This window comes from Burkholderia sp. L-4 (genome assembly GCF_056856535.1).
Window position 1 is genome coordinate 2,050,875 of sequence record NZ_JBXEOX010000001.1, and the last position, 22,546, is coordinate 2,073,420.

At 66.7% G+C, this 22,546-nt stretch carries 22 protein-coding genes; 2 read left to right on the forward strand and 20 right to left on the reverse strand.

Going from position 1 to position 22,546, the window contains the following annotated elements:
- Positions 1 to 6: 6 nt before the first annotated feature.
- The 11 genes from hflK to ndk all read right to left on the reverse strand — a co-directional run bounded on the left by hflK (position 7) and on the right by ndk (position 12,068).
- The gene (gene hflK, locus AC1VVG_RS09490) at positions 7 to 1,350 is read right to left on the reverse strand and encodes an FtsH protease activity modulator HflK (RefSeq protein ID WP_175029011.1); all 1,344 of its coding nucleotides are present in this window, start codon (positions 1,348 to 1,350) and stop codon (positions 7 to 9) included.
- A 47-nt stretch (positions 1,351 to 1,397) separates the two neighbouring features.
- Positions 1,398 to 2,573: a GTPase HflX gene (gene hflX / locus AC1VVG_RS09495; RefSeq protein ID WP_175029016.1), complete on the reverse strand. Its 1,176-nt coding sequence runs from the start codon at positions 2,571 to 2,573 to the stop codon at positions 1,398 to 1,400.
- Between the two features lie 72 nt (positions 2,574 to 2,645).
- Positions 2,646 to 2,885 (reverse strand): RNA chaperone Hfq, encoded by a 240-nt coding sequence (gene hfq, locus AC1VVG_RS09500; RefSeq protein WP_006399927.1) that lies wholly within the window; start codon positions 2,883 to 2,885, stop codon positions 2,646 to 2,648.
- A 152-nt stretch (positions 2,886 to 3,037) separates the two neighbouring features.
- Positions 3,038 to 4,375, reverse strand: a complete 1,338-nt coding sequence (gene der, locus AC1VVG_RS09505) for a ribosome biogenesis GTPase Der (protein ID WP_049029189.1) — start codon at positions 4,373 to 4,375, stop codon at positions 3,038 to 3,040.
- Positions 4,376 to 4,622: 247 nt separating this feature from the next.
- A complete protein-coding gene (bamB, locus tag AC1VVG_RS09510; protein ID WP_034188636.1) occupies positions 4,623 to 5,768 on the reverse strand; it encodes an outer membrane protein assembly factor BamB in 1,146 nt (381 codons plus the stop codon).
- A gap of 42 nt (positions 5,769 to 5,810) precedes the next feature.
- Positions 5,811 to 6,440 (reverse strand): tetratricopeptide repeat protein, encoded by a 630-nt coding sequence (locus AC1VVG_RS09515; RefSeq protein ID WP_200086426.1) that lies wholly within the window; start codon positions 6,438 to 6,440, stop codon positions 5,811 to 5,813.
- A 55-nt stretch (positions 6,441 to 6,495) separates the two neighbouring features.
- The gene (hisS, locus tag AC1VVG_RS09520) at positions 6,496 to 7,836 is read right to left on the reverse strand and encodes a histidine--tRNA ligase (RefSeq protein WP_034188638.1); all 1,341 of its coding nucleotides are present in this window, start codon (positions 7,834 to 7,836) and stop codon (positions 6,496 to 6,498) included.
- A 20-nt stretch (positions 7,837 to 7,856) separates the two neighbouring features.
- Complete coding sequence (ispG, locus tag AC1VVG_RS09525) at positions 7,857 to 9,161, reverse strand: flavodoxin-dependent (E)-4-hydroxy-3-methylbut-2-enyl-diphosphate synthase (protein WP_034188974.1); 1,305 nt, start codon at positions 9,159 to 9,161, stop codon at positions 7,857 to 7,859.
- A 112-nt stretch (positions 9,162 to 9,273) separates the two neighbouring features.
- Positions 9,274 to 10,284: a helix-turn-helix domain-containing protein gene (locus AC1VVG_RS09530; RefSeq protein WP_482835558.1), complete on the reverse strand. Its 1,011-nt coding sequence runs from the start codon at positions 10,282 to 10,284 to the stop codon at positions 9,274 to 9,276.
- A 163-nt stretch (positions 10,285 to 10,447) separates the two neighbouring features.
- Positions 10,448 to 11,587 carry a dual-specificity RNA methyltransferase RlmN gene (rlmN, locus tag AC1VVG_RS09535; protein WP_006484457.1) on the reverse strand — a complete coding sequence of 380 codons (1,140 nt, stop codon included), beginning with the start codon at positions 11,585 to 11,587 and terminating at the stop codon, positions 10,448 to 10,450.
- Positions 11,588 to 11,642: 55 nt separating this feature from the next.
- A complete protein-coding gene (ndk, locus tag AC1VVG_RS09540; protein WP_006478674.1) occupies positions 11,643 to 12,068 on the reverse strand; it encodes a nucleoside-diphosphate kinase in 426 nt (141 codons plus the stop codon).
- Between the two features lie 249 nt (positions 12,069 to 12,317).
- Here ndk and AC1VVG_RS09545 point away from each other — a divergent pair, with 249 nt between their 5' ends.
- Entirely contained in the window at positions 12,318 to 13,016 is a 699-nt protein-coding gene (locus tag AC1VVG_RS09545; protein WP_006761414.1) for a Bax inhibitor-1/YccA family protein, read from the forward strand.
- A 63-nt stretch (positions 13,017 to 13,079) separates the two neighbouring features.
- Here AC1VVG_RS09545 and rlmD read toward each other — a convergent pair whose 3' ends face one another.
- Positions 13,080 to 14,384, reverse strand: coding sequence for a 23S rRNA (uracil(1939)-C(5))-methyltransferase RlmD (gene rlmD, locus AC1VVG_RS09550; RefSeq protein ID WP_367190220.1), 1,305 nt, complete (start codon positions 14,382 to 14,384; stop codon positions 13,080 to 13,082).
- Positions 14,385 to 14,702: 318 nt separating this feature from the next.
- Here rlmD and AC1VVG_RS09555 point away from each other — a divergent pair, with 318 nt between their 5' ends.
- Positions 14,703 to 15,557 (forward strand): endonuclease/exonuclease/phosphatase family protein, encoded by an 855-nt coding sequence (locus AC1VVG_RS09555; protein ID WP_482835559.1) that lies wholly within the window; start codon positions 14,703 to 14,705, stop codon positions 15,555 to 15,557.
- A 30-nt stretch (positions 15,558 to 15,587) separates the two neighbouring features.
- On the opposite strand, the gene AC1VVG_RS09560 is transcribed toward AC1VVG_RS09555, so the two are convergent.
- From AC1VVG_RS09560 to AC1VVG_RS09595, 8 genes are all read right to left on the reverse strand, one after another.
- On the reverse strand, positions 15,588 to 16,364 hold the full coding sequence (locus AC1VVG_RS09560; RefSeq protein ID WP_482835560.1) for a 3'-5' exonuclease: 777 nt from the start codon (positions 16,362 to 16,364) through the stop codon (positions 15,588 to 15,590).
- Between the two features lie 3 nt (positions 16,365 to 16,367).
- On the reverse strand, positions 16,368 to 17,456 hold the full coding sequence (gene rpoS, locus AC1VVG_RS09565; protein WP_482835561.1) for an RNA polymerase sigma factor RpoS: 1,089 nt from the start codon (positions 17,454 to 17,456) through the stop codon (positions 16,368 to 16,370).
- An 11-nt stretch (positions 17,457 to 17,467) separates the two neighbouring features.
- The gene (locus AC1VVG_RS09570) at positions 17,468 to 18,355 is read right to left on the reverse strand and encodes a peptidoglycan DD-metalloendopeptidase family protein (RefSeq protein WP_049028267.1); all 888 of its coding nucleotides are present in this window, start codon (positions 18,353 to 18,355) and stop codon (positions 17,468 to 17,470) included.
- 5 nt (positions 18,356 to 18,360) lie between these two features.
- On the reverse strand, positions 18,361 to 19,293 hold the full coding sequence (locus tag AC1VVG_RS09575; RefSeq protein WP_482835562.1) for a protein-L-isoaspartate(D-aspartate) O-methyltransferase: 933 nt from the start codon (positions 19,291 to 19,293) through the stop codon (positions 18,361 to 18,363).
- Entirely contained in the window at positions 19,290 to 20,051 is a 762-nt protein-coding gene (gene surE / locus AC1VVG_RS09580) for a 5'/3'-nucleotidase SurE (protein ID WP_034188645.1), read from the reverse strand. Before surE ends, AC1VVG_RS09575 begins: the two co-directional genes overlap by 4 nt.
- Positions 20,052 to 20,260: 209 nt before the next feature.
- On the reverse strand, positions 20,261 to 21,466 hold the full coding sequence (locus AC1VVG_RS09585) for a CaiB/BaiF CoA transferase family protein (protein WP_034188646.1): 1,206 nt from the start codon (positions 21,464 to 21,466) through the stop codon (positions 20,261 to 20,263).
- 48 nt (positions 21,467 to 21,514) lie between these two features.
- On the reverse strand, positions 21,515 to 22,111 hold the full coding sequence (gene recR, locus AC1VVG_RS09590) for a recombination mediator RecR (RefSeq protein ID WP_006478665.1): 597 nt from the start codon (positions 22,109 to 22,111) through the stop codon (positions 21,515 to 21,517).
- A 31-nt stretch (positions 22,112 to 22,142) separates the two neighbouring features.
- On the reverse strand, positions 22,143 to 22,469 hold the full coding sequence (locus AC1VVG_RS09595) for a YbaB/EbfC family nucleoid-associated protein (RefSeq protein WP_014896896.1): 327 nt from the start codon (positions 22,467 to 22,469) through the stop codon (positions 22,143 to 22,145).
- Between the last annotated feature and the right edge of the window lie 77 nt (positions 22,470 to 22,546).

The following is a 22,546-nucleotide window of genomic DNA, read 5'->3' on the forward strand; positions in this document are numbered from 1 at the left end:
TCCCCGTTACTTCGTATCGTCTTCGCGCGACCGGCTGCGAAACACTTCGCGCGATCGCAGCACGTCGACGCCCGACGCCGCGGCCGCCGGTGCGGCGCTCGCGGGTACGGCGGCGGCGGCTGGTGCAACGGCTGCCGGTGCCGACGCCGCATCGGGCGCGGATGCGCCGGTCGACGCCGCGGCGTTCTGCCGCCCCTGCTCGACGAGCTTGTCGAGCGGCAGGTAGACGACGCTGTTGCCGCCCTTGTTGCCGACGAACACCTTCGTCGCGTTCGAATAGATTTCCTGCATCGTCTCGAGGTACATCCGCTCGCGGATCACCGCGGGCGCCTTCGAGTACTGCGCGTAGACCTGCTTGAAGCGGTCGGCATCGCCCTCGGCTTGCGTGACCACGCGATCGGCATACGCCTTCGCTTCGTCGACGAGCTTCGCGGCGTCGCCCTGCGCCTTCGGCAGCAGGTCGCTTGCATACGCCTGCGCGGCGCGCTTCGCGGCCTCGCGCTCGTCGCGTGCCTTCGCGACTTCGGCGTAGGCGGCCTGCGTCTGCTCGGGCGCCGCGACGCTCTGCATCGTGACGGCCGTCACCTCGAGCCCCGACTGGTAGCGGTCGAGATCGCGCTGGATCGCGGTGGACAGCTGCTCGCGCAGCGCGTCGCGGTCCTGGTTCAGCATGTCGGCCGCGCTGCGCGTGCCGACGATCGCGCGCACCGCGGCCTGCGCGGCCTGCGAGACGCTGCGCTCGGGGTCGACGCTGCGGAACAAGTAATCGGTGGCGGAACGGATCCGGTACTGAACGATGAAACGCACGTCGACGATGTCGGCATCGCGCGTCAGCATCGCCGCTTCCTTCACGTTCGCCAGACGCACGACGTTGTTGCGGCCGATCTCGATCGAGCGGACCTGCGACGTATCGACGATCTCGTGGGACGCGAACGGATACGGCGGGCGCCAGTGCACGCCCTGGCCGACCGTGCCCGACAGCTTGCCGAGCTGCAGCACGACGCCCGTCTGGCCGTCCTGCACGACGAACAGCCCGCTGCCCGCGTAAACCGCGACCAGCACGCCGATCACGATGCCGACGCCGACTCGCGCGGCCCGGCCGTTGTCGGGACGCAGGCCGTTGCCGCCCTTGCCGCCGAACAGGCCGCTCAGGCGCCGGTTGAAGTTGCGCCACATCTCGTCGAGATCGGGCGGACCATCGCCGTCGCCGCCTTGCGGACGCTTCGATTCATTCGAACGCGGACGGGATCCGTCCTTGCCATTGCCTTCGCCGCGTCCCCAGCGGGGATCGTTGATCGACAGCAAGGCACGCATCCGCCGCCAGGTAATCCGCTCGTTGTATTCGTTCACCAGAGTTTGTTCACCAGATAAGACGCCGGCGAACCGGCCGAGGCCGGTTAGCGCCCGTGTTCGGAAATCGTGTGGTCTTCGTGTGGTTCAGCGGGTGCGCCGTCGAGCGCGCCGCTGGGTAACGTCGCGCTGGAAAGGTGTTCCGCGGAGGCGATTTCGGCGATGGCGGCACGCAACGTATCAAGACCCTGACCGGTGCGCGCGCTCAAAAAGACGCGCGAAATATTACCATATTCGTCCCGCTCGACCGCGTCGCCGCGGGCCGCCAGCTCAGGCACCGCGTCGATCTTGTTGAATACCAGCACCTGCCGGATCGTGTCCGCGCCAATCTCGTGCAGCACGCCGTTGACCTGCTCGATCTGCTCGAGCCTGACCGCGCTCGATGCATCGACCACGTGCAGCAGCAGATCCGCGTGGATCGTTTCCTCGAGGGTCGCGCGGAATGCCGCGACGAGCTGGTGAGGCAGCTCGCGGATGAACCCGACCGTATCGGACACGACGATCTGGCCGACCTCGTCGCCGAGGTATACCCGTCGCGACGTCGTGTCGAGCGTGGCGAACAGCTGGTCGGCCGCGTACGCCTGCGCTTTCGTCAGCGCATTGAACAGCGTCGACTTGCCCGCGTTCGTATAGCCGACGAGCGATACCGACATCGTGCCGCTGCGCGCGCGCTGCCGACGCTGGGTGCTGTGCTGACGGCGCAGCCGGTCGAGCCGCGACTTCAGCATCTTGATGCGCTCGCCGATCAGCCGGCGGTCGGTTTCGAGCTGCGTTTCGCCGGGGCCGCGCAGGCCGATACCGCCCTTCTGGCGTTCAAGGTGGGTCCACGCGCGAATGAGCCGCGTCGACAGGTATTGAAGCTGCGCGAGTTCGACCTGCAGCTTGCCTTCGTGGCTGCGGGCACGCTGCGCGAAGATGTCGAGGATGAGGCTGGTGCGGTCGACCACACGCCTGTTAAGTGCCTGCTCCAGATTGCGTTGCTGGGCCGGCGCCAGGGCGTGATTGAAGATGACGATTTCGACGTTGTGCGCGTCGCAGGCAAGCCGCAGTTCTTCGGCTTTGCCGCTGCCGATGAACATCTTGGCATCGGGACTGGAGCGACGACCCGTGAGGGTGACGGCGGGACGGGCCCCCGCGCTGGAGGCGAGAAGACTGAGTTCTTCGAGACTGGCTTCGAAATCGGTCTTGCCGAAATCGATGCCGACGAGCGCTGCGTTGATCAAATTATCGGGTGTCAAGATAAGGCGGCTGGCATCGGTCGCTCGCGGCGACCGGATGCCGGCCGCTGCGATAGGTTAGGACGAGGCTTCCGCGTCCGGGTGGAAATTCACCGGGCGCGCCGGCACGACCGTCGAGATGGCGTGCTTGTAGACCATCTGGGTCACCGTATTACGGAGCAACACGACGTACTGGTCGAACGATTCAATGTTCCCTTGCAGCTTGATGCCGTTGACGAGGTAAATCGAAACGGGAACGTGCTCTTTGCGCAGTGCGTTCAAAAACGGGTCTTGTAACAATTGCCCTTTGTTGCTCATGGCGTACTCCATCTTTTTTTGCAGGTTGATCTGGATTGGCGGGAAAGAAAAAGAGATCCGGCGCCAATCGCTACACTATAGCTGATTTTGCCTGCCCCGCCCGCCGCGCAGGCCTTACGGCCTACCCTTGCGGGACGCATGACAGGCGTGCGTCAGCCCTTGTCCGCGTACGGGTTGTTCGACGAACGGAACTCTATGCGCAATGGAGTCCCGGTCAGCGAGAAAGTTTCGCGGAACCGGTTTTCGAGGTAGCGCTTGTAGGTTTCCGTGACCGCGTCGAGCGCGTTGCCGTGGATGACGATCAGCGGCGGATTCTGGCCGCCCTGGTGCGCGTAGCGCAGCTTCGGACGCACCGGGCCGCGACGGCGCGGCTGCTGGAATTCGACGGCCTCGATCAGCGCGCGCGTGAGCTTCGGCGTCGGCAGCTTCGCCATCGCCGCCGCGTACGCGTCGTCGACCGAGCGCATCAGCGCGCCGATGCCCGTCTTCTTCGCGGCCGAAATGAAGTGCGATTTCGCGAAATCGAGGAATTTCAGCTTGCGGGTCAAATCCGCTTTCGCGCGGTCGCGCGCGTGCTCGTCGAGGCCGTCCCACTTGTTGACGCCGATCACGAGCGCACGGCCCTGCTCGACGACGAAGCCGGCGATGTGCGCGTCCTGGTCGGAAATGTCCTGCTGCGCATCCAGCAGAAGAATGACGACGTTCGCGTCGGAGATCGACTGCAGCGTCTTCACGACCGAGAACTTCTCGATCGCCTCGAACACCTTGCCGCGGCGGCGCAGGCCGGCCGTGTCGATCAGCGTGTATTTCTTGCCGTTGCGCTCGAAGTCGACGTAGATCGAATCGCGCGTCGTGCCCGGCATGTCGAACGCGATCACGCGATCCTCGCCGATCAGCGCGTTCACGAGCGTCGACTTGCCGACGTTCGGACGGCCGACGATCGCGATCTTGATGCCGCGCGACGGGTCGTTCTCGTCCTCTTCCTCCGGACGGTCGGCGTAAGCCACCGCCAGCGCCTCGTTGATCATGTCGGTCACGCCGTCGCCGTGCGCGGCCGAGATCGCGCGCGGGTCGCCGAGCCCGAGCTCGTAGAAGTCGGCCGCGACCGCCGTGTACCGCATCCCCTCGGCCTTGTTGACGACGAGGAAGATCGGCCGGCCGGTCTTGCGCAGGTAGTCGGCGATCGACTTGTCCTGCGGCGCCAGCCCGTTGCGGCCGTCGACGATGAACACGACGATGTCGGCTTCCTCGACGGCCTGCCGCGTCTGGCGCGCCATCTCGTGCAGGATGCCGTCCTTCGCGACGGGTTCAAAGCCGCCCGTATCGACGACCAGGTACGGCCGTTCGCCGACGCGCCCTTCGCCGTAATGGCGATCGCGCGTCAGGCCAGGCAGGTCGGCGACCAGCGCATCGCGCGAGCGCGTGAGCCGGTTGAACAGCGTGGATTTCCCCACATTGGGGCGCCCAACGAGGGCAATGACCGGTTTCATCTGTGTTTTCTACGGTGATGCGCAGCAGCGGGAGGCCCGCTGCTGCGGGCGGCTGCGCTGAATGAAAATATCACGAATTCGCGCCGCGCCGGATGCGCGCGCCGGGCGCGCGTTGCGCGCCGTCGTCTTTCGTCTCGAACTGCCTTTCAAATACCGAGCGGCCGGGAGCACCGGCCGCCTTCATGCTGCACGGCCGGGGCGCGCGGGACAAGCCCGCCGCGCCGCGGCCACACGTGTCTCCTGCTTATCAGCGCGGACGGAATCCGTACAGGCCGCCGTCCTTCGTCTGCACGACGAGCGTATTGCCCGCGAGGACCGGCGCCGCCGTAATCGCGCTGCCGTCGGTCTTCATCCGCGCGATGAAGCTGCCGTCTTCGCGCGACAGGAAGTGCACGAAGCCCTTGTAGTCGCCCATCACGACCGCGTGCCCGAGCAGGTACGGCACGCCGACGTCACGGCTCTTCAGCTTGTCGTTGCGCCACAGCTGGTTGCCGGACGCCGCGTCGTACGCCGTCACGACCGACCAGTCGTCGCCGCCGGCGACCACCGAATCGTCCTGCGCCAGACCGCTGCGGCTCGAGAACGGCTTTTCCCACAGCGGGCGGCCCGAGTTCGCGTCGAAGCAGCCGAGCTGCCCCTGGAACGTCACCGCGCAGGCTTCCGCGCCGACGAGCGTCGGCGGGCCGCTGACGTCGTTGATGCGCTCGACCTCGGTCACGCCCTTCGGGAACGAAACCGGGGTCTGCCAGAACGGCTCGCCCGTCTGCAGGTTGATCGCGACGAGACCGCCGCCCGGGAAGCCCGCCAGCACCGCCGCGTCGCCCGCGAACGTCATGCCGGCCGACACGCGCAGGTTCAGCGGCACCGCGCGGTTGCGGTAGTTCCACTTCTGCTCGCCCGTCTGCGCGTTGAACGCGATCACCTGGCCGTCGATCGTGCGGACGATCACGAGGCCGTTGCCGACGAGCGGCGGCGAGAAGATCTCGCCCTGCACGCTGGTCTTCCACAGTTGCTTGCCGTCCGGACCCAGCACGAACACGCCGCCCTTCAGCGCGCCGACCGCGGTCAGGTTGCCGTCGCTGCCGACCCCGGCCGACAGGTCCGAGCCGACCTTCGCGCGCCAGACGGTCTGGCCCGTCTTCGCATCGATCTTCTCGACCGAACCGTTTTCGCCCGCCGCATAAACGGCGTCGCCCACGGCCACCGGCGAGAACAGGTAGCGCCCGCCCTTGCCGACGCTTGCCTTCCAGACCTGTTGCACGTCCATGACGGGCTTGAACTCGGTCAGCGGCGTCGGCACGCGGCGCGCGTCCTTCGACGACGAGCAGGCCGCCAATGCGAGGACAGCCGCCGCGCAGGCGACGGGCACAGCGTAACGTTTCAGCAAATTCATCGGTTAGCGAAGCAGAAGTTAAGAGGTTGAGGGGACCGCGATTCAGCCGCCGAGCGCGTCCAGCTTGAACTGCACGAGCTGGCGCGCAGACTGGTCGTCCTTCGACAGGCCGTCGAGCGCGAGCTTGTAAGCGGCGCGCGCCTCGTCGGTCTTGCCTTGCGCGGCCAGCAGATCGCCGCGGCGATCGGCCACGAGGCCCTTGAACGCTTCGACCGGCGTGCCCGACAGCAGCGTGAGGCCCGCGTCGTACGCCTTTTCGTCGAGCAGCAGCGACGCGAGGCGCAGCTTCGCGATCTGCTTGTACTCGTCGTCCTTGGCGTGATCGACCGCCCATTGCAGCTGCGCCTTCGCGCCCGCCGCGTCGCCGGCCGCATACAGCGTCTTCGCGGCCGTGAGCGCCGTCATCTGTGCATACGGCGTGCTGCCGAACTTGTCTTCCATGTCGGCGGCCGCGCGGGCCATCGTCGCCTTGTCGTTCGCGGCGGCGGCCTTCTGGACCTGCTCGTACAGCCCGGACGCCTCGGCAGCCTGACGGCGCTGCCAGTAGTTCCAGCCGTTGAAACCGGCCGCGACGACGAGCGCCGCGAGCACGATCCACGTGGTGAGGTTGCCCCAGCGGGCCCACCACGCCTTGAGACTTTCAATCGATTCTTGTTCGTCGTGATAACTCATCGGCGAGCGATTCCTTCCTGTTCAGGCCTTTCTTGTCGAGCGAACGCCAGCGCGATCAGTCGTCGCCGTCTTCGGCGGATGCAACCATCGCATTGATTAGGAATTCGGTCAAGCTTTCGACCGGTACGGTCTGCTGAACGTTCTTTTCCCCGTCCGCGCCCGCACCGCGCAGCGCTTTCACGCCCACCGTGCCGTTCGCGACTTCTTCTTCGCCGAAGATCACCGCGAACGCGGCGCCGCTCGCGTCGGCCCGCTTCATCTGCGACTTGAAGCTTGCCGTCGCGCCGTCGGCGCTGCAGTGGAAGATCACGTCGAGGCCCGTATCGCGCAGGCGCTCGGCCGCGATGAACGCCTGTTCGCGCGCGGTCTCGCCCTGGTGCACGACATACACGTCGACGCCTTCCTGCTCGGGCGCGAGATCCTCTTCCTTCAGCAGCTCGAGAATCCGCTCGATGCCCATCGCCCAGCCGCACGCGGCGGTCGGCTTGCCGCCCAGCTGCTCGATCAGCGGATCGTAGCGGCCGCCGGCCGCGACCGTGCCCTGCGCGCCGAGCTTGTCGGTCACCCACTCGAACACGGTCAGGTTGTAGTAATCGAGGCCGCGCACGAGACGCGGGTTGATCTTGAACGGAATGTTGTTCGCGAGCAGCAGGCGCTGCAGCCCTTCGAAGTGCGCGCGCGATGCCTCGCCAAGGAAGTCGATCAGCTTCGGCGCGTTCTGCGCGATCTCCTGCAGCGCGGGATTCTTCGTGTCGAGCACGCGCAGCGGGTTCGTATACAGACGGCGCTTCGCGTCCTCGTCGAGCACGTCGGCGAACCGTTCGAGGTACTTGATCAGTTCGACGCGGTGCGCGGCGCGCTCTTCGGCCAGGCCGAGCGAGTTGATCTCGAGCTTGATGCCGGTCAGGCCGAGGTCGTCCCACAGGCGCTGGCACATCATGATGATCTCGGCATCCGCATCGGGACCCGCGAAGCCGAGCGCCTCGACGCCGACCTGATGGAACTGGCGGTAGCGGCCGCGCTGCGGACGCTCGTGACGGAACATCGGGCCGATGTACCACAGGCGCTTCGGGCCGTCGTACAGCATGTTGTGCTCGATCGACGCGCGCACGACGGCCGCGGTGTTTTCCGGGCGCAGCGTCAGGTTCTCGCCGTTCAGCGCGTCGGTGAAGCTGTACATCTCCTTCTCGACGATGTCGGTGACTTCGCCGATGCCGCGCGTGAAGAGCTGCGTGTGTTCGACGATCGGCGTGCGGATGTTCTGGTAGCCGTATGCGCGCAGCAGCGATTTCACGGTTGCTTCGAAGAACTCCCACAGGCCGGCATCCTGCGGAAGGATGTCGTTCATGCCCTTGACGCCGGTGAGCTTCTCGATCTTGCGTTTCTGTTCAGTCATCGTTCGTGTGTGTGGACGAATTAGTTCAGGGCCTCGGTGCGGCCGTAATTGCGTGCGACGTAGTCGCTGACGATCTGCTGGAATTCCTCGGCGATCCGCTCGCCGCGCAGCGTCTTGACCTTCTCGCCGTCGATGAAGACGGGCGCGGCCGGGTTCTCGCCCGAACCCGGCAGGCTGATGCCGATGTTCGCGTGCTTCGATTCGCCCGGACCGTTGACGATGCAGCCCATCACCGCGACGTTCATCTTCTCGACGCCCGGATACGCCTTGCGCCAGACCGGCATCTGCTCGCGCAGGTAGGTCTGGATCTGCATCGCGAGTTCCTGGAACAGCGTGCTCGTCGTGCGGCCGCAGCCCGGGCACGCGATCACCATCGGCGCGAACGAACGCAGGCCCATCGTCTGCAGGATTTCCTGGCCGACGATCACTTCACCCGTGCGCGACGCGCCCGGCTCCGGCGTCAGCGAGATGCGGATCGTGTCGCCGATCCCTTCCTGGAGCAGCACGCCGAGCGCGGCCGTCGACGCGACGATGCCCTTCGAGCCCATGCCGGCCTCGGTCAGCCCGAGGTGCAGCGCAAAGCCGCAGCGGCGGCCGAGCTCGCGGTACACGGCGATCAGGTCCTGCACGCCGCTGACCTTGCACGACAGCACGATGCGGTCGCGGCCGAGGCCGAGTTCGACCGCCCGTTCAGCCGAGCCGATCGCCGACTGGATCAGTGCCTCGTACATCACGCTCTGCGCGTCCCACGGCTGCGAACGCGCGCCGTTCTCGTCCATCATGCGCGCGAGCAGATCCTGGTCGAGGCTGCCCCAGTTCACGCCGATCCGCACCGGCTTGTCGTACTTGGCTGCGGCCTCGATCATCTGTGCGAACTGCGTATCGCGCTTCGCACCCTGGCCGACGTTGCCGGGGTTGATCCGGTACTTCGACAGCGCCTCCGCGCAGCCCGGGTAGTCGCGCAGCAGCAGGTGGCCGTTGTAGTGGAAATCGCCGACGAGCGGCACGGTCACGCCCATCCGGTCGAGCTGCTCGCGGATCGCCGGCACGGCGGCCGCGGCCTCGGGCGTGTTGACCGTGATGCGCACCAGTTCGGAGCCCGCGTTCGCGAGTTCCTTGATCTGGATCGCCGTGCCGATCGCGTCGGCCGTGTCGGTATTCGTCATCGACTGCACGCGCACCGGCGCGTCGCCGCCGATCGTCACGAGCTGCCCGCCCCAGCGGACATCCACCGCATGCGATACGCGGCGCGGCTGATGCCCGCCGAACACCGGCTCGGTTGAACAAATCTGACTGCTGCGTGGGGATTGAGCTTCGGATTGCATCGATAGATCCATTTACGCGGAATGCGCCGCGACACGGCGCATGAATTGAAAAAGCGCCGTGCCCTCACGGCCTGCCGAGATCGACGACAGGCCTTCGCCACGGCGCTTGACGTCAGGGCAACGTGAACCGTGCCACATTACCCCGCGCTGCCGAATATTTTGCCGGATCGACAGGTTTTCCGTCGAACGCGACTGCGTCGAGGCCCGCCTTGTTGCCGATCGTGACCTTGAACGGCCCGTCGCCGGCGACCTGCTTCGTCTCGCCGGCCCGCACCAGCGCCGAGAACAGCTCCTTGCCGTTCTTGTCGCGCACGCTGAACCAGCAATCCTGCTTGACCTTCAGTTCGATCATCGACTGGCCTGCCGCGACCGCGACGCTCGCCGGCTGGACCGGCACGGCGGCGCTCGCCGCCGCCGCGACCACGACCGGCTGCGATGCCGAGGCCGTCGCCACGGGCGCCGGGACAGCGGATGCCACTGCCTGCGCCGGCGCCGCGGATGCCGCCGCCGGGGCCGGAACGTCGTTGGCGGAGACGGTCGACGCGCCGCTCGCGGCCGCCTCTTCGGCAGCCGCCGGCGAGGCAGCCGAGGCGCTCGCCGCCGACGCATGCTCCGCGTCATTGCCCTTCAGGCGCGCGAGCAGGCCCGACGAATCGCCGCCAGTGTGCCACATCAGTACGGCGACCACCGCGACGACGACGATCGCCGTTCCCCACAGCCACGGATGATGACGCGACGATCCGCCCAGCGGAATCGACACGCGGCCGCGCGGCAGATCCGTCCCCGACGACGCGGGCATCGACAGGTCGACTTCCGGCACCCCGCGCTCACGGCGCAACGCCTGCGCGAACGGCTCCGGATCGACGCCGAGCATCTTCGCGTAGCTGCGCACGACACCGAGCGCGAACGTCACACCGGGCAGATGGCTGATGTCGCCGGCCTCGAGCGCCCGGAGCTTCTGCGGTGCGACCTTGAGTCGCGCCGATACGTCGTCGACCGACCAGCCCTTCGTCTCCCGAAGCTGCGCCAGCCGGCTGCCGACCGCCGCCAGCGATTCCAGTCCCGCCGGTGCCGGTTTCGCGGCATTCGTCTCTGCGCCGTTAGTCGGCTGCGGCTCACTCATCCTTGTCCTCGCGTCGATTCTTCTTCACTGGCGGGCGCCGCCGGCCCTGCCGGCCGACACCCGCAACTGTCCATACCATGCGCGGCGCCGAGGCGCCGCGACCGATCGCTATTCGCGTGTTGCACCGCCAAAGGGTTCGGGCGTCCCCGGCCAGGTGCCCCCGTCAAACTGCCCGAACTTCGATGATTTTTCCTGCTGCGCCCGTTCGCTCCGCCAGGCGCGTGCGGTCCTTCACCGCGCCGGCCAGCTGACCGCACGCGGCATCGATGTCGTCGCCGCGCGTCTTGCGCACGGTCGTGACGACACCCGCGTCGATGAGGACCTGCGCGAAGCGCTTGATCTGCTCCGGCTTCGAGCGGATGAGGCCCGATTCCGGAAACGGATTGAACGGGATCAGATTGAACTTGCACGGCACGTCGCGCGTGACGGCCAGCAGTTCGCGCGCATGCGCTTCGGTGTCGTTGACGCCGTCCAGCATGCAGTATTCGAATGTAATGAAGTCACGCGGCGCGACTTTCAGATAGCGCTGGCATGCAGCCATCAGCTCGCGAAGCGGATACTTCTTGTTGAGCGGCACCAGCTCGTCGCGCAGCGCATCGTTCGGCGCGTGCAGCGAAACGGCCAGCGCGACCGGCAACTCGGCGCCGAGGCGATCCATCATCGGCACCACGCCGGACGTGGACAGCGTCACGCGGCGGCGCGACAGGCCGTACGCGTTGTCGTCGAGCATCAGCCGCATCGCGGGCACGACCGCGCTGTAATTCAGGAGCGGCTCGCCCATGCCCATCATCACCACGTTGGTGACGACCCGTTCGGCCTTGCCGTTCGGGCCAGGCGCGCGGCCCAGCGACGCTCGCAATGCAAATTCGGCCATGCGGAGCTGGCCGATGATTTCGGCTGTCGACAGGTTGCGGGAAAAGCCCTGCTTGCCCGTCGAACAGAAGCGGCAGTTGACCGCGCATCCGGCCTGCGACGACACGCACAGCGTGCCGCGCGTCTCTTCCGGGATGAATACGGTTTCGACCGCATTGCCGTTTCCGACGTCGATCAGCCACTTGCGCGTGCCGTCGGTGGAAACGTGATCGCTGGCGATCTCGGGCATCACGATCGACGCGCGGCCCTTGAGCTTTTCTCTCAGGGACTTCGCGAGATCGGTCATGCCGTCGAAATCGCCGGCGTTGTACTGGTGGATCCAGCGCTGCAACTGCTTGGCGCGGAACGGCTTCTCGCCCAGGCTGCCGCAGTACGCGACAAGACCCTCGGCATCGAAGTCGAGAAGATTGACGGAAGTTTCGCTCGTCATGATGTGCTGCCTTGCCGCGTACGCTGAATCCTGCCTACTTGCTGTCAGCCAGGGCTTAACGCGAGTAAACGTTCATTTCCGGGAAGAAGAACGCGATTTCGACCGCTGCCGTTTCCGCAGCGTCCGAGCCGTGAACGGCGTTCGCGTCGATGCTGTCGGCGAAATCGGCGCGGATCGTGCCCTTTTCCGCCTTCTTCGGATCCGTCGCGCCCATCAGGTCGCGGTTCTTCAGGATCGCGCCTTCGCCTTCCAGAACCTGGATCATCACCGGGCCCGAGATCATGAAATCGACGAGGTCCTTGAAGAACGGACGCGCTGCGTGAACCGCGTAGAACTTCTCTGCGTCAGCACGCGACAGATGTGCCATGCGCGATGCGACGATCTTCAGGCCGGCGCCTTCGAAACGGCTGTAGATCTGGCCGATCACGTTCTTTGCCACCGCATCCGGCTTGATGATCGACAGGGTGCGCTCGATTGCCATAAAAACTCCAAAAAATTAAGAAGTTACAGGTTCAAATGAATCCGCTATTGTAGCACGATCCCGTGTATCATTGCGATTGAACCCTTACACACGTGAAAGGTTCCGAATCCATATGTTTTCTGCCGCACGGCCATTGAAACCTCCCGGCACGGAACGTATCTTAGCCATAGCTGCTCCGGTTTGCTGCGCCGCACACCGCGTGCGCCGAACCGGCCCCGGACGCTCACGCGTTCAATGTTAGGAGAAACCATGAACGACTATCCGTACAATTTCGGCCGCGGCGGTTCCGTCAGCACCGCCGAGGTGCGCAACCGCGTGCTGCGGAACACGTACTGGCTGCTCGCGCTGTCGATGGTGCCGACCGTGCTGGGCGCCTGGGTCGGCGTCGCGACGGGCTTCTCGCTGTTCGCCGCCACGAGCCCGATGATGAGCCTGCTCGCGTTCTTCGCGATCGCGTTCGGCTTCATGTTCGCGATCGAGCGGACGAAAAACAGCGCGGCCGGCGTGTTCGTGCTGCTCGGCTTCACGTTCTTCATGGGCCTGATGCTGTCGCGGCTGCTGAGCTTCATCCTCGGCTTCTCGAACGGCCCGTCGCTGATCATGCTCGCGTTCGGCGGCACCGGCATCATCTTCGCCGCGATGGCGACGATCGCCACCGTCAGCAAGCGCGATTTCTCGGGCCTCGGCAAGTGGCTGTTCATGGGCGTGATCGTGATCCTGCTCGCGTCGGTCGCGAACATCTTCCTGCAACTGCCGGCGCTGATGCTCACCGTGTCGGTGCTCGCGATCGCGATCTTCTCCGCATACATGCTGTTCGACGTCCAGCGCGTCGTGAACGGCGGCGAGACGAACTACATCTCGGCCACGCTCGCGATCTACCTCGACCTGTACAACGTGTTCACGAACCTGCTCGCCCTGCTCGGCATCTTCGGCGGCAACCGCAACTGACGTTCGCGGGACCCCATGAAAAAACCGGCCTTCGGGCCGGTTTTTTTACGCCCGCCGCCCGGCTCAGTCGCGCTCGAACAGCGCGATCGATTCGACGTGCGACGTATTCGGGAACATGTTGACGACACCGGCGCCCTTCAGCCGGTAACCGGCCTCGTGCACCAGCAGGCCCGCGTCGCGTGCAAGCGTCGACGGGTTGCACGACACGTAGACGATGCGCTTCGGCAGCGGGCCTGCGCCGCTCTGCGCGATCTCGGCCAGCGCCTTCGACACCGCGAGCGCGCCTTCGCGCGGCGGGTCGATCAGGAACTTGTCGAAGGCGCCAAGCGCGCGGAGGTCGTCGCCCGTCACCTCGAACAGGTTCCGGCACGCGAACGTCGTGTGGCCGTCGACACCGTTTTCGCGTGCATTCGCGAGCGCGCGCGTCGTCAGCGTGTCGCTGCCCTCGATGCCCATCACTTCGCGCGACAGCCGCGCGAGCGGCAGCGTGAAGTTGCCGATGCCGCAGAACAGGTCGAGCACGCGGTCTTCGCGCGACGGCGCCAGCAGGCGCAGCGCACGCCCCACCAGCACACGGTTGATCTGATGATTGACCTGCGTGAAGTCGGTCGGCTTGAACGGCATGCGGATGCCGAATTCCGGCAGCGTGTAGTCGAGCGGCACGTCGAGCGGATAGAACGGCGTCACCGTGTCCGGGCCCTTCGGCTGCAGCCAGAACTGCACCTTGTGCTCGTCCGCGAACGCGCGCAGCAGCGCTTCATCGTCCGCATTGATCGGCTCCAGCACGCGCAGCACGAGCGCCGTGACTTGCGAACCGACCGCCAGCTCGATCTGCGGCATCCGATCGCGGATCGACAGCCCCTCGACGAGCCGGCGCAGCGGCACCAGCATCGCCGACACGTGCGGCGGCAGCACTTCGCAGCTCGTCATGTCGGCAACGTAGCTGCTCTTCTTCTCGTGGAACCCGACCAGCACGCCGCCCTTCTTCGCCACGTTGCGCACGGTCAGCCGCGCACGATAGCGATAGCCCCACGACGGGCCGTGGATCGGCGCGAACATCGTTTCCGCGCGCAGCTTCGCCAGGTGCCACAGGTTGTCCTCGAGCACGCGCTGCTTGACCGCCACCTGCGCACGCATGTCGAGATGCTGCATCGAGCAGCCGCCGCAGGTACCGAAGAACTTGCATTTCGGCTGCGTGCGCATCACGCTCGGGCGCAGAATATCGACAACCGTCGCCTGCTCGTAGCTCGGCTTGCGGCGGTAGCTCGAATAGGTCACGCGTTCGCCCGGCAACGCGCCCTCGACGAAGATGACCTTGCCCGGCTCGCCGTCCTCGGTGATCGTGCGGCCGACACCGCGCGCTTCCATGTCGAGCGATTCGATCTCGAGAACCGGGGCGGGCCCGGGCGCGACGGGCGCATTTTTCGATTTGCGCGCAGAAGTGGGGACGGCTTCGGACACCAGCTTTTCCTGACAAACGTTGAAGAAGGCGAGATTGTAGACGACGAAGGCCCGTACCGCCCGCTTTGGATGGCGCGACCGTCGATACTCGATCAGGGACGGCCCTGCATGGCGCCGAAACTCGCGCAGCCGGCTGACAGCCCACGGCCCACGGGCGCGCAAGACACTGGAACGCGCGAGGGCGCGGCCCTGACGCCCGACGCCCAACCGGCAGGAGATTCGACCATGCGACTGATCGACTGGAACATCCAATGGGGTCGGGACGCGGACGGCGTCGTCGACCTTTCCCGCACCGTCTCGACGATCCGGCGGCTCGGCGATTTCGACGTGCTGTGCCTGCAGGAGGTCACGCGCGGCTTCGGCGCACTGCCCGGGCAGCCGGGCCCCGACCAGTTCGCCGAACTCGCGGCGCGGCTGCCCGGCTACACGATCATCGAAGCGATCGGCGCCGATCTGCCGGCAATCGAACCGGGCGCATCGCGCCGCCAGTTCGGCAATGCGATCGCGACGCGGCTGCCGGTCGGGCGCGTGCTGCGCCAGTGGCTGCCGTGGCCGGCCGACGCCGGCGCGCCGTCGATGCCGCGCGTCGCGCTCGACGTCGAACTGCAGGCGCCCTTCGGCGCGCTGCGCGTGGTGACGACCCATCTGGAATATTATTCGGCGCGCCAGCGGCTCGCACAGGTCGATGCGTTGCGCGGCCGGCATCGCGAGGCCTGCGCGCACGCGAAACACCCGGCGCCGGCAGAGACTGCCGAGGGACCGTTCAGCGCGACCGGCCAGCCGTGCGATGCGATCGTCTGCGGCGACTTCAACAGCGCATTCGACAGCGACGCGTACCGGCGCTTCCTGGCCCCGATCGCGGACGCGCCGCGCTTCGTCGACGCATGGGTCGCGCGACACCCGGGCCGCGCGCCGCCACCGACGGCCGGCGTCCACGATACGGCGCAATGGCCGGAAGGGCCGCTCGCGTGCGACTTCGTATTCGTGACCGAGACGCTGCTGCCGCGCGTCATGTATTGCGAGATCGACGGCGACGTGCGCGCGTCCGACCATCAGCCCGTGCTGCTCGAGCTGGCCTGACCGCGCCGATTGCGGCGCCGGCCGCCCGCGCTACGCGTCGAAGCCGGCCAGGTACTCGACCCAGTGCGGCGCCGGCTCGAGCGCGAGCGCATTCTTCAGGATCAGGATCTCGTCCGCATACTCGCTCGGTGTCAGGCCGCCGCGCATCAACTGGAACCGGCAGTACAGCAGATAGGTGTTGACGACGTCGGTTTCGCAATAGTTGCGGATTTCGTCGATCCGGCCATCGCGGAACGCCGGCCACACCTGGCTGCCGTCCATCCCGAGCTTGCCCGGAAAGCCGCACAGCTTCGCCAGCGCGTCGAGCGGCGCGTTCGCGCGCGCCTGATACATCGCGAGCACGTCCATCAGGTCGGTATGCCGCGTGTGATAGCGCGAGATGTAGTTGTTCCACTTGAATTCGCGGTCGTCCTCGCCGAGATCCCAGTAGCGGGTCGCGGGGATACCGTGCACGAGCGCGCGATAATGGAGCACCGGCAGGTCGAAGCCACCGCCGTTCCACGACACGAGCTGCGGCGTGTATTTCTCGATCACGCGGTAGAACGACTGGATCAGCGTCGCTTCGTTGTCCTGCGGCGTGCCGAGCGAGCGCACGCGAAAACCGTTGTTGTCGCGGAACACGCACGAGATCGCGGCGATCCGCTGCAGGTGATGCGGCAGGAAATCGCTGCCGGTCTTCTCGCGGCGCGCGGCGAATGCATGCTCCGCCACCGCGGCATCGTCGAGCGTTGCAGGGAGGTCTTCCAGACGGCGAATGCCGTCGACATCGGGAATCGTCTCGATGTCAAAAACAAGAATCGGAGTCATCGGTTACAGAACGGCGTCCTTGCGCACGCCGTTGGAGGCAAAGAACCGCTTGAGGCGCACCAGCGCTTCCTGCTGGATCTGCCGCACGCGCTCGCGCGTCAGCCCCATCTCGTCGGCGAGCTCCTCGAGCGTCGCCGGTTCGATGTGGTTCAGGCCGAAGCGGCGTTCGATCACGTGCCGATGCTTGTCCGACAGACGCGACAGCCATGCGCGCGTCAGCGTCTCGAGCTCGCGGTGCTGCACCTCGGCATCGGGCGACTGGCTCTGGTCGTCGGGCAACAGGTCGAGCAGGCTGCTCGCGGGATCGAGGTCGAGCGGCGCGTCGAGCGACGCCGTATGCTCGTTGAGCGCGAGGATGTCGGTGACTTCCTCGGCGGTCTTGCCGGTGAGATAGGCGATGTCGTCGATGCTGGCTTCGCGGCGCTCGGCCGCCTCGCCCGTCGACATCGAATTCTTTTCGAGGTGGCGCTTCGCGCGCAGCACCTGGTTCAGCTCGCGGATCACGTGCACGGGCAGGCGCACCGTGCGGGCCTGGTTCATGATCGCCCGTTCGATGCTCTGCCGGATCCACCACGTCGCATAGGTCGAGAAACGGAACCCGCGCGTCGGGTCGAACTTCTCGATCGCGTGCATGAGGCCGAGGTTGCCTTCCTCGATCAGGTCGAGCAGCGGGACGCCGCGGTTCAGATACCCCTTCGCGATACTGACGACGAGACGCAGGTTGCGCTCGATCATCACCTGCCGCGCCTCGAATTCGCCGGCCTTCGCCAGGCGGGAATAGCGCTGCTCTTCCTCGACGGTCAGCAGCGGCTTCACGCTGATTCGGTTCAGGTAATGCTGGATCGTGTCGGCCGTGAGCTCGGCCTGCAGCAGCGTGCGGAAATCGTCGACATCGGGCGATGCTTCCGGGCGGCCTTCGCGCTCGTCGTCGCCGCCGTCCACCTCGGCGTCGCGTGCCTCGATATCGCGCTCGTTGTCCGCGATATCGTCCTCGTCGTCCGTCGAAGCACCAGCTCGCCCCACCGATGCTTGCGTGGCACGACTGATCTTCTCAGATTCGGCTTGCGGCTCGCGGCGCTTCGATTTCGGCATGGTCGTCTCGGTTATTGAGGCGGCAAATACTTCAGCGGATCGACAGGCTTACCCTGCCGGCGAACCTCGAAATGCAGCATCACGCGGTCGGCGTCGCTGTTACCCATCTCGGCGATCTTCTGCCCCTTCGTTACCGCGTCCCCCTCTTTTACCATCAAAGCGCGATTGTGTGCATACGCCGTGAGGTAAGTTGCATCGTGTTTGATGATAATGAGGTTGCCGTAACCACGCAGACCATTGCCGGAGTAAACGACGCGGCCGTCCGCTGCCGCCTTCACGGCCTCGCCGGCGGACCCGCCGATATTGACACCCTTGTTCTTCGCGTCGTCGAACCCGTTCAGCACGGGGCCGCGGGCGGGCCATGCGAACGTCACGGGGCCGCTCGGAGCCGCCGCCGTATCGCTGGATCCGGTCGCCGCGGCCGGCGGCGTCGCGAGCGTGGACGACGTGCCGGCGGCCGGCGTGGCCGGACCGCTGCTCAGCGGCGCGGTCGCCACGGCCGCACCCGCGATCGGCGCGGTGGCCGGTGCGCCCGCAACGGCGGCACCGCCCGGCGGCGCCACGCGCAGCAACTGGTCGACTTCGATCTGGTTCGGGTTCGCCAGGTTGTTCCACGACGCGATGTCGCGATAGTTCTGCCCGTTCTCGAGCGCAATCCGGTACAGCGTGTCGCCCGGTTTCACGCGGTAGAAGCCCGGCGGCGGCGGGCCGAGCGGCACCGCGGGCTGCGCGGCGCCGGTCGTGCCGAGCGAGCCGGAGCGATCGACGACAGGCGCGTTGTCGAGCCGCGTCGCACAGGCGGCCAGTAGCGTGGAGAGCGCAGCCACACAGATCGCGCGCTGGGCGAGCGTGAGCGGTTCCCTGGATCGGTTGTTTTGCATCGCGCGCAACATACTCATCGGTTTCAAATCACTCCGGATTTTAAAGGGACAAAGAAAACGCGATCAAGCCGGGACTCTCGCCATTGCGCGTGCGCGACGCGCTCGACGAGCGTGAGCACCTGGTGCTGCCCGCTCTGCGCGCCGACCGGCGCGACGAGCCGCCCGCCGATCGCGAGCTGCTCGAGCAGCGCTTGCGGCACGTCGAGCCCCGCCGCCGCGATCACGATCGCGTCGAACGGGGCCGCGGACGGCAGGCCGACACGCCCGTCGCCGTAGTGCAGACGGATGTTCGGCACGCGCAGCGGCCGCAGGTTCAGCTTGGCGCGCTCGTAGAGCGGCTTGATGCGTTCAATCGAATACACGTCGCGTGCCACGTGGCTCAGCACGGCGGCCTGATAGCCGCATCCCGTGCCGATCTCGAGGACGCGCTCGAGTGTGCGGCCGGCCATCGCGAGCTCGATCATGCGCGCGACGACCGACGGCTTGGAAATGGTTTGCTGGTGGCCGATCGGCAACGCCGAATCCTCGTAGGCCTGCGTCGCGAGCCCCGGATCCACGAACATGTGGCGCGGCACCGCGGCCATCGCGTCCAGCACGCGCGCGTCGGTCACACCGTTCACGCGCAGTCGTTCGACCATCCGCTCGCGCACCCGTTCCGACGTGAGCGCGAACGCGCCGGCCGGCGCGACGCTCGGCGCAGCCGGTTTCGGCATCGCGGGCTTCGGCGCGGTCGGCTTCGGCGCGGTCGCGGGCTTCGCGGCGACGGGACCGGGCAACGCCGACCGCCCGGCAGCGGGCTTTACCGCAACCGGTTTCAGCACGGCAGCGGGCTTGTCGGCCGCCTTCGACACCGCGCCCGCCGCATGGCGTTCACCGGTCCGACCTTCCGATTTGCGTGGCGCTCGCTTGAGATCTTCGAGCGCGAGCGGAAACCGCTTCGCGCGCTCGCCGCTCATGAAGCCCGCCCTCCGGCGCGCGCCCATTCGCGCGTCGCGGGCAGCATCTGCGTATGCGTGAGGTCGAGCTGCAGCGGCGTGATCGACACGAAACCGTTTGCGACGGCGTGGAAATCGGTGCCGTCGCTCGCGTCCAGCGCCGCGCCCGCCGCGCCGATCCAGTAGACCGGCTCGCCGCGCGGGTCGGTCTGGCGAATCACCGGCTGCGACGGATGACGCTTGCCCAGGCGCGTGACCTGCCAGCCCTTCAGCGCGTCGTACGGCAGGTTCGGAATATTGACGTTCAGCAGCGGGTTGCCCGGCAGCGGATGCGCGAGGTAGTGCTCGACGATTTCCGCGGCGACGCGCGCGGCGTCCGCCAGATGGGCCCAGCCCTTGTCGGCCAGCGAGAAGGCGATGGCCGGCACGCCGAACATGATGCCTTCGGTGGCGGCCGCAACTGTCCCTGAATAGAGCGTGTCTTCGCCCATGTTCTGGCCGTTGTTGATTCCGGAAACGACGAGATCCGGCCTCGCGCCGGCCATCCCCGTCAACGCGACGTGCACCGAATCGGTCGGCGTGCCGTTCACGTAGAAGAAACCCGTACCCGCCGCACGCTGCACCGACAGCGGCCGCGACAACGTGAGGGAATTCGACGCGCCGCTGCAGTTCTGCTCGGGCGCGATCACCGTGAGCTCGCCCAGCGGCTGCAGCGCTTCGCTGAGCGCGGCGAGACCGGGGGCAAGATAGCCGTCGTCGTTGCTGAGTAGGATTCGCATCCGGCGATTGTAACCGAGGAAAGATGGCGCGAGAGCGACAGTCCGGCGAGCGCGGACGGACGGGGCACGCATGCGCGCACGGTGCGCCGCCGCATTGCGCGGCGGCCTTCCGCATGCCCGGGAAAACGCGTGGCTGCCCCGGGTTTTCCTTCTCGAAAGCCGTCCCGTCGCGGATCTGGCGCGACGCGACAGGTCCGCGGGCGCTTCCCCTAGATCGCGCCCGCTTCGCGCAGCGCGGCGATCGCCTGCGCGTCGTAGCCGAGGCCGCGCAGCACCTCGTCCGTATGCTCGCCGAGTTCCGGCCCGAGCCAGCGCGTTTCACCCGGCGTATCCGACAGCTTCGGCGTGATGTTCGGCAGCGGAATGTCGGTACCGTCGGCCAGCTTGAAACGCTGGATCATCTGCCGCGCGACGAACTGCGGATCGGTGAACATGTCGGCGGCGCTGTAGATGCGCCCGGCCGGCACGTCGGCCGCGTTGAGCACGACGAGCGCCTCGTCGATCGTGCGCGGCGCGAGCCACGCGGCGATCGCGTCGTCGATCTCCTGCGTACGCGGCACGCGCCCGTCGTTTTGCGCAAGCGCGGGATCGTCGGCGAGGTCGTCGCGTTCGATGGCCTTCATCAGCCGCTTGAAGATCGGGTCGCTGTTGCCGCCGATCACGATGCTGCCGTCGCGGCACGCATAGGTATTCGACGGCACGATGCCCGGCAGCGACGCGCCGGTGCGCTCGCGCACCATCCCGTACACGCCGTATTCGGGCACCACGCTTTCCATCATGTTGAAGACGGCCTCGTATAGTGCAACGTCGACCACCTGCCCCGCGCCGCCGTTGACCTTGCGGTGATGGAGCGCCATCAGCGCGCCGATCACGCCGTGCAGCGCGGCGATCGAATCGCCGATCGAGATGCCGATGCGCGGCGGCGGCAGATCGGGATAACCGGTGATGTGACGCAGCCCGCCCATCGATTCGGCGATCGCGCCGAAGCCGGGCCGGTCGCGGTACGGGCCCGTCTGACCGTAGCCGGACAGGCGCACCATCACGAGGCCCGGGTTGTCGGCCGACAGCACGTCGTAGCCGAGCCCGAGCTTCTCGAGCAGGCCCGGACGGAAGTTTTCGATCACGATGTCGGCCTCGCTCGCGAGCTGACGCGCGATCGCCTTGCCGGCGTCGGCTTTCAGGTTGAGCGTGACCGATTTCTTGTTGCGCGCCTGGACGGACCACCACAGCGACGTGCCGCCCTGCTCCGGGTGGAGCTTGCGCCACTTGCGCAGCGGGTCGCCGCCGTTCGGATCCTCGATCTTGATCACTTCCGCGCCGAATTCGGCGAACAGCCGCGACGCGAACGGCCCCGCGATCAGCGTTCCGAATTCGAGCACTTTGACGCCCGCGAGCGGGCCCTGGGTGGTGCTCATGTGTCTCCCTGGCATGAGGAACGGCGCCGCCTGCCGGCGGCGCCCGGCTTACATCGTGCGGCGATCGAGCATCGCGCGGGCGATGGTGCCCGCGTCGACGTATTCGAGCTCGCCGCCGACCGGCACGCCTCGCGCGAGACGCGTGACCGCGAGGCCGCGCGCCTTCAGCGTCTGGCCGAGGTAATGGGCGGTGGCTTCGCCCTCGTTCGTGAAGTTGGTCGCGAGGACGACCTCCTTGACGACACCGTCGGACGCGCGCCGCACGAGGCGGTCGAAATGGATTTCCTTCGGGCCGATCCCGTCGAGCGGGCTCAGTCGCCCCATCAACACGAAATACAGCCCGCGGTACGTCATCGTCTGCTCGAGCATGATTTGATCGGCAGGCGTCTCGACGACGCACAGCAGCGTCGGATCACGCTCCTCGTCGCTGCAGACCTCGCAGATCTGCGCTTCGGTGAACGTGTTGCACTTCTCGCAGTGCTGCAGGTGCTCGGTCGCGAACAGCAGCGACCGGCCGAGCCGCTCCGCGCCCTCGCGGTCGTGCTGCATCAGGTGGACCGCCATGCGCTGCGCGGATTTCGGCCCGACACCGGGCAGCACGCGCAACGCTTCGACGAGAGCGGACAGGGCGGACGGCTGTTTCATACGGCGGCAAACGGTGGCACGGACGCCGCGCTCAGAACGGCAGCTTGAAGCCCGGGGGCAGCGGCAGGCCCGACGTCATGCCGCTCATCTTTTCCTGCGACGTCGCTTCGGCCTTTCGCACCGCGTCGTTGAACGCCGCGGCGACGAGATCCTCGAGCATGTCCTTGTCGTCCGCGAGCAGGCTCGGGTCGATCGCGACGCGACGCACTTCGTTGCGGCACGTCATCGTCACCTTGACGAGGCCGGCGCCCGACTGCCCTTCGACTTCGATCAGCGCAAGCTGCTCCTGCATCTTCTTCATGTTTTCCTGCATTTGCTGCGCTTGCTTCATCAGTCCGGCGAGGTTGCCTTTCAACATGGGAATACTCCTTCTTGATCGTGTGAAAACCGGCACGCGGCGCGTGCCGGCCAATGTGTGCGGGGCGTGATTGTGCC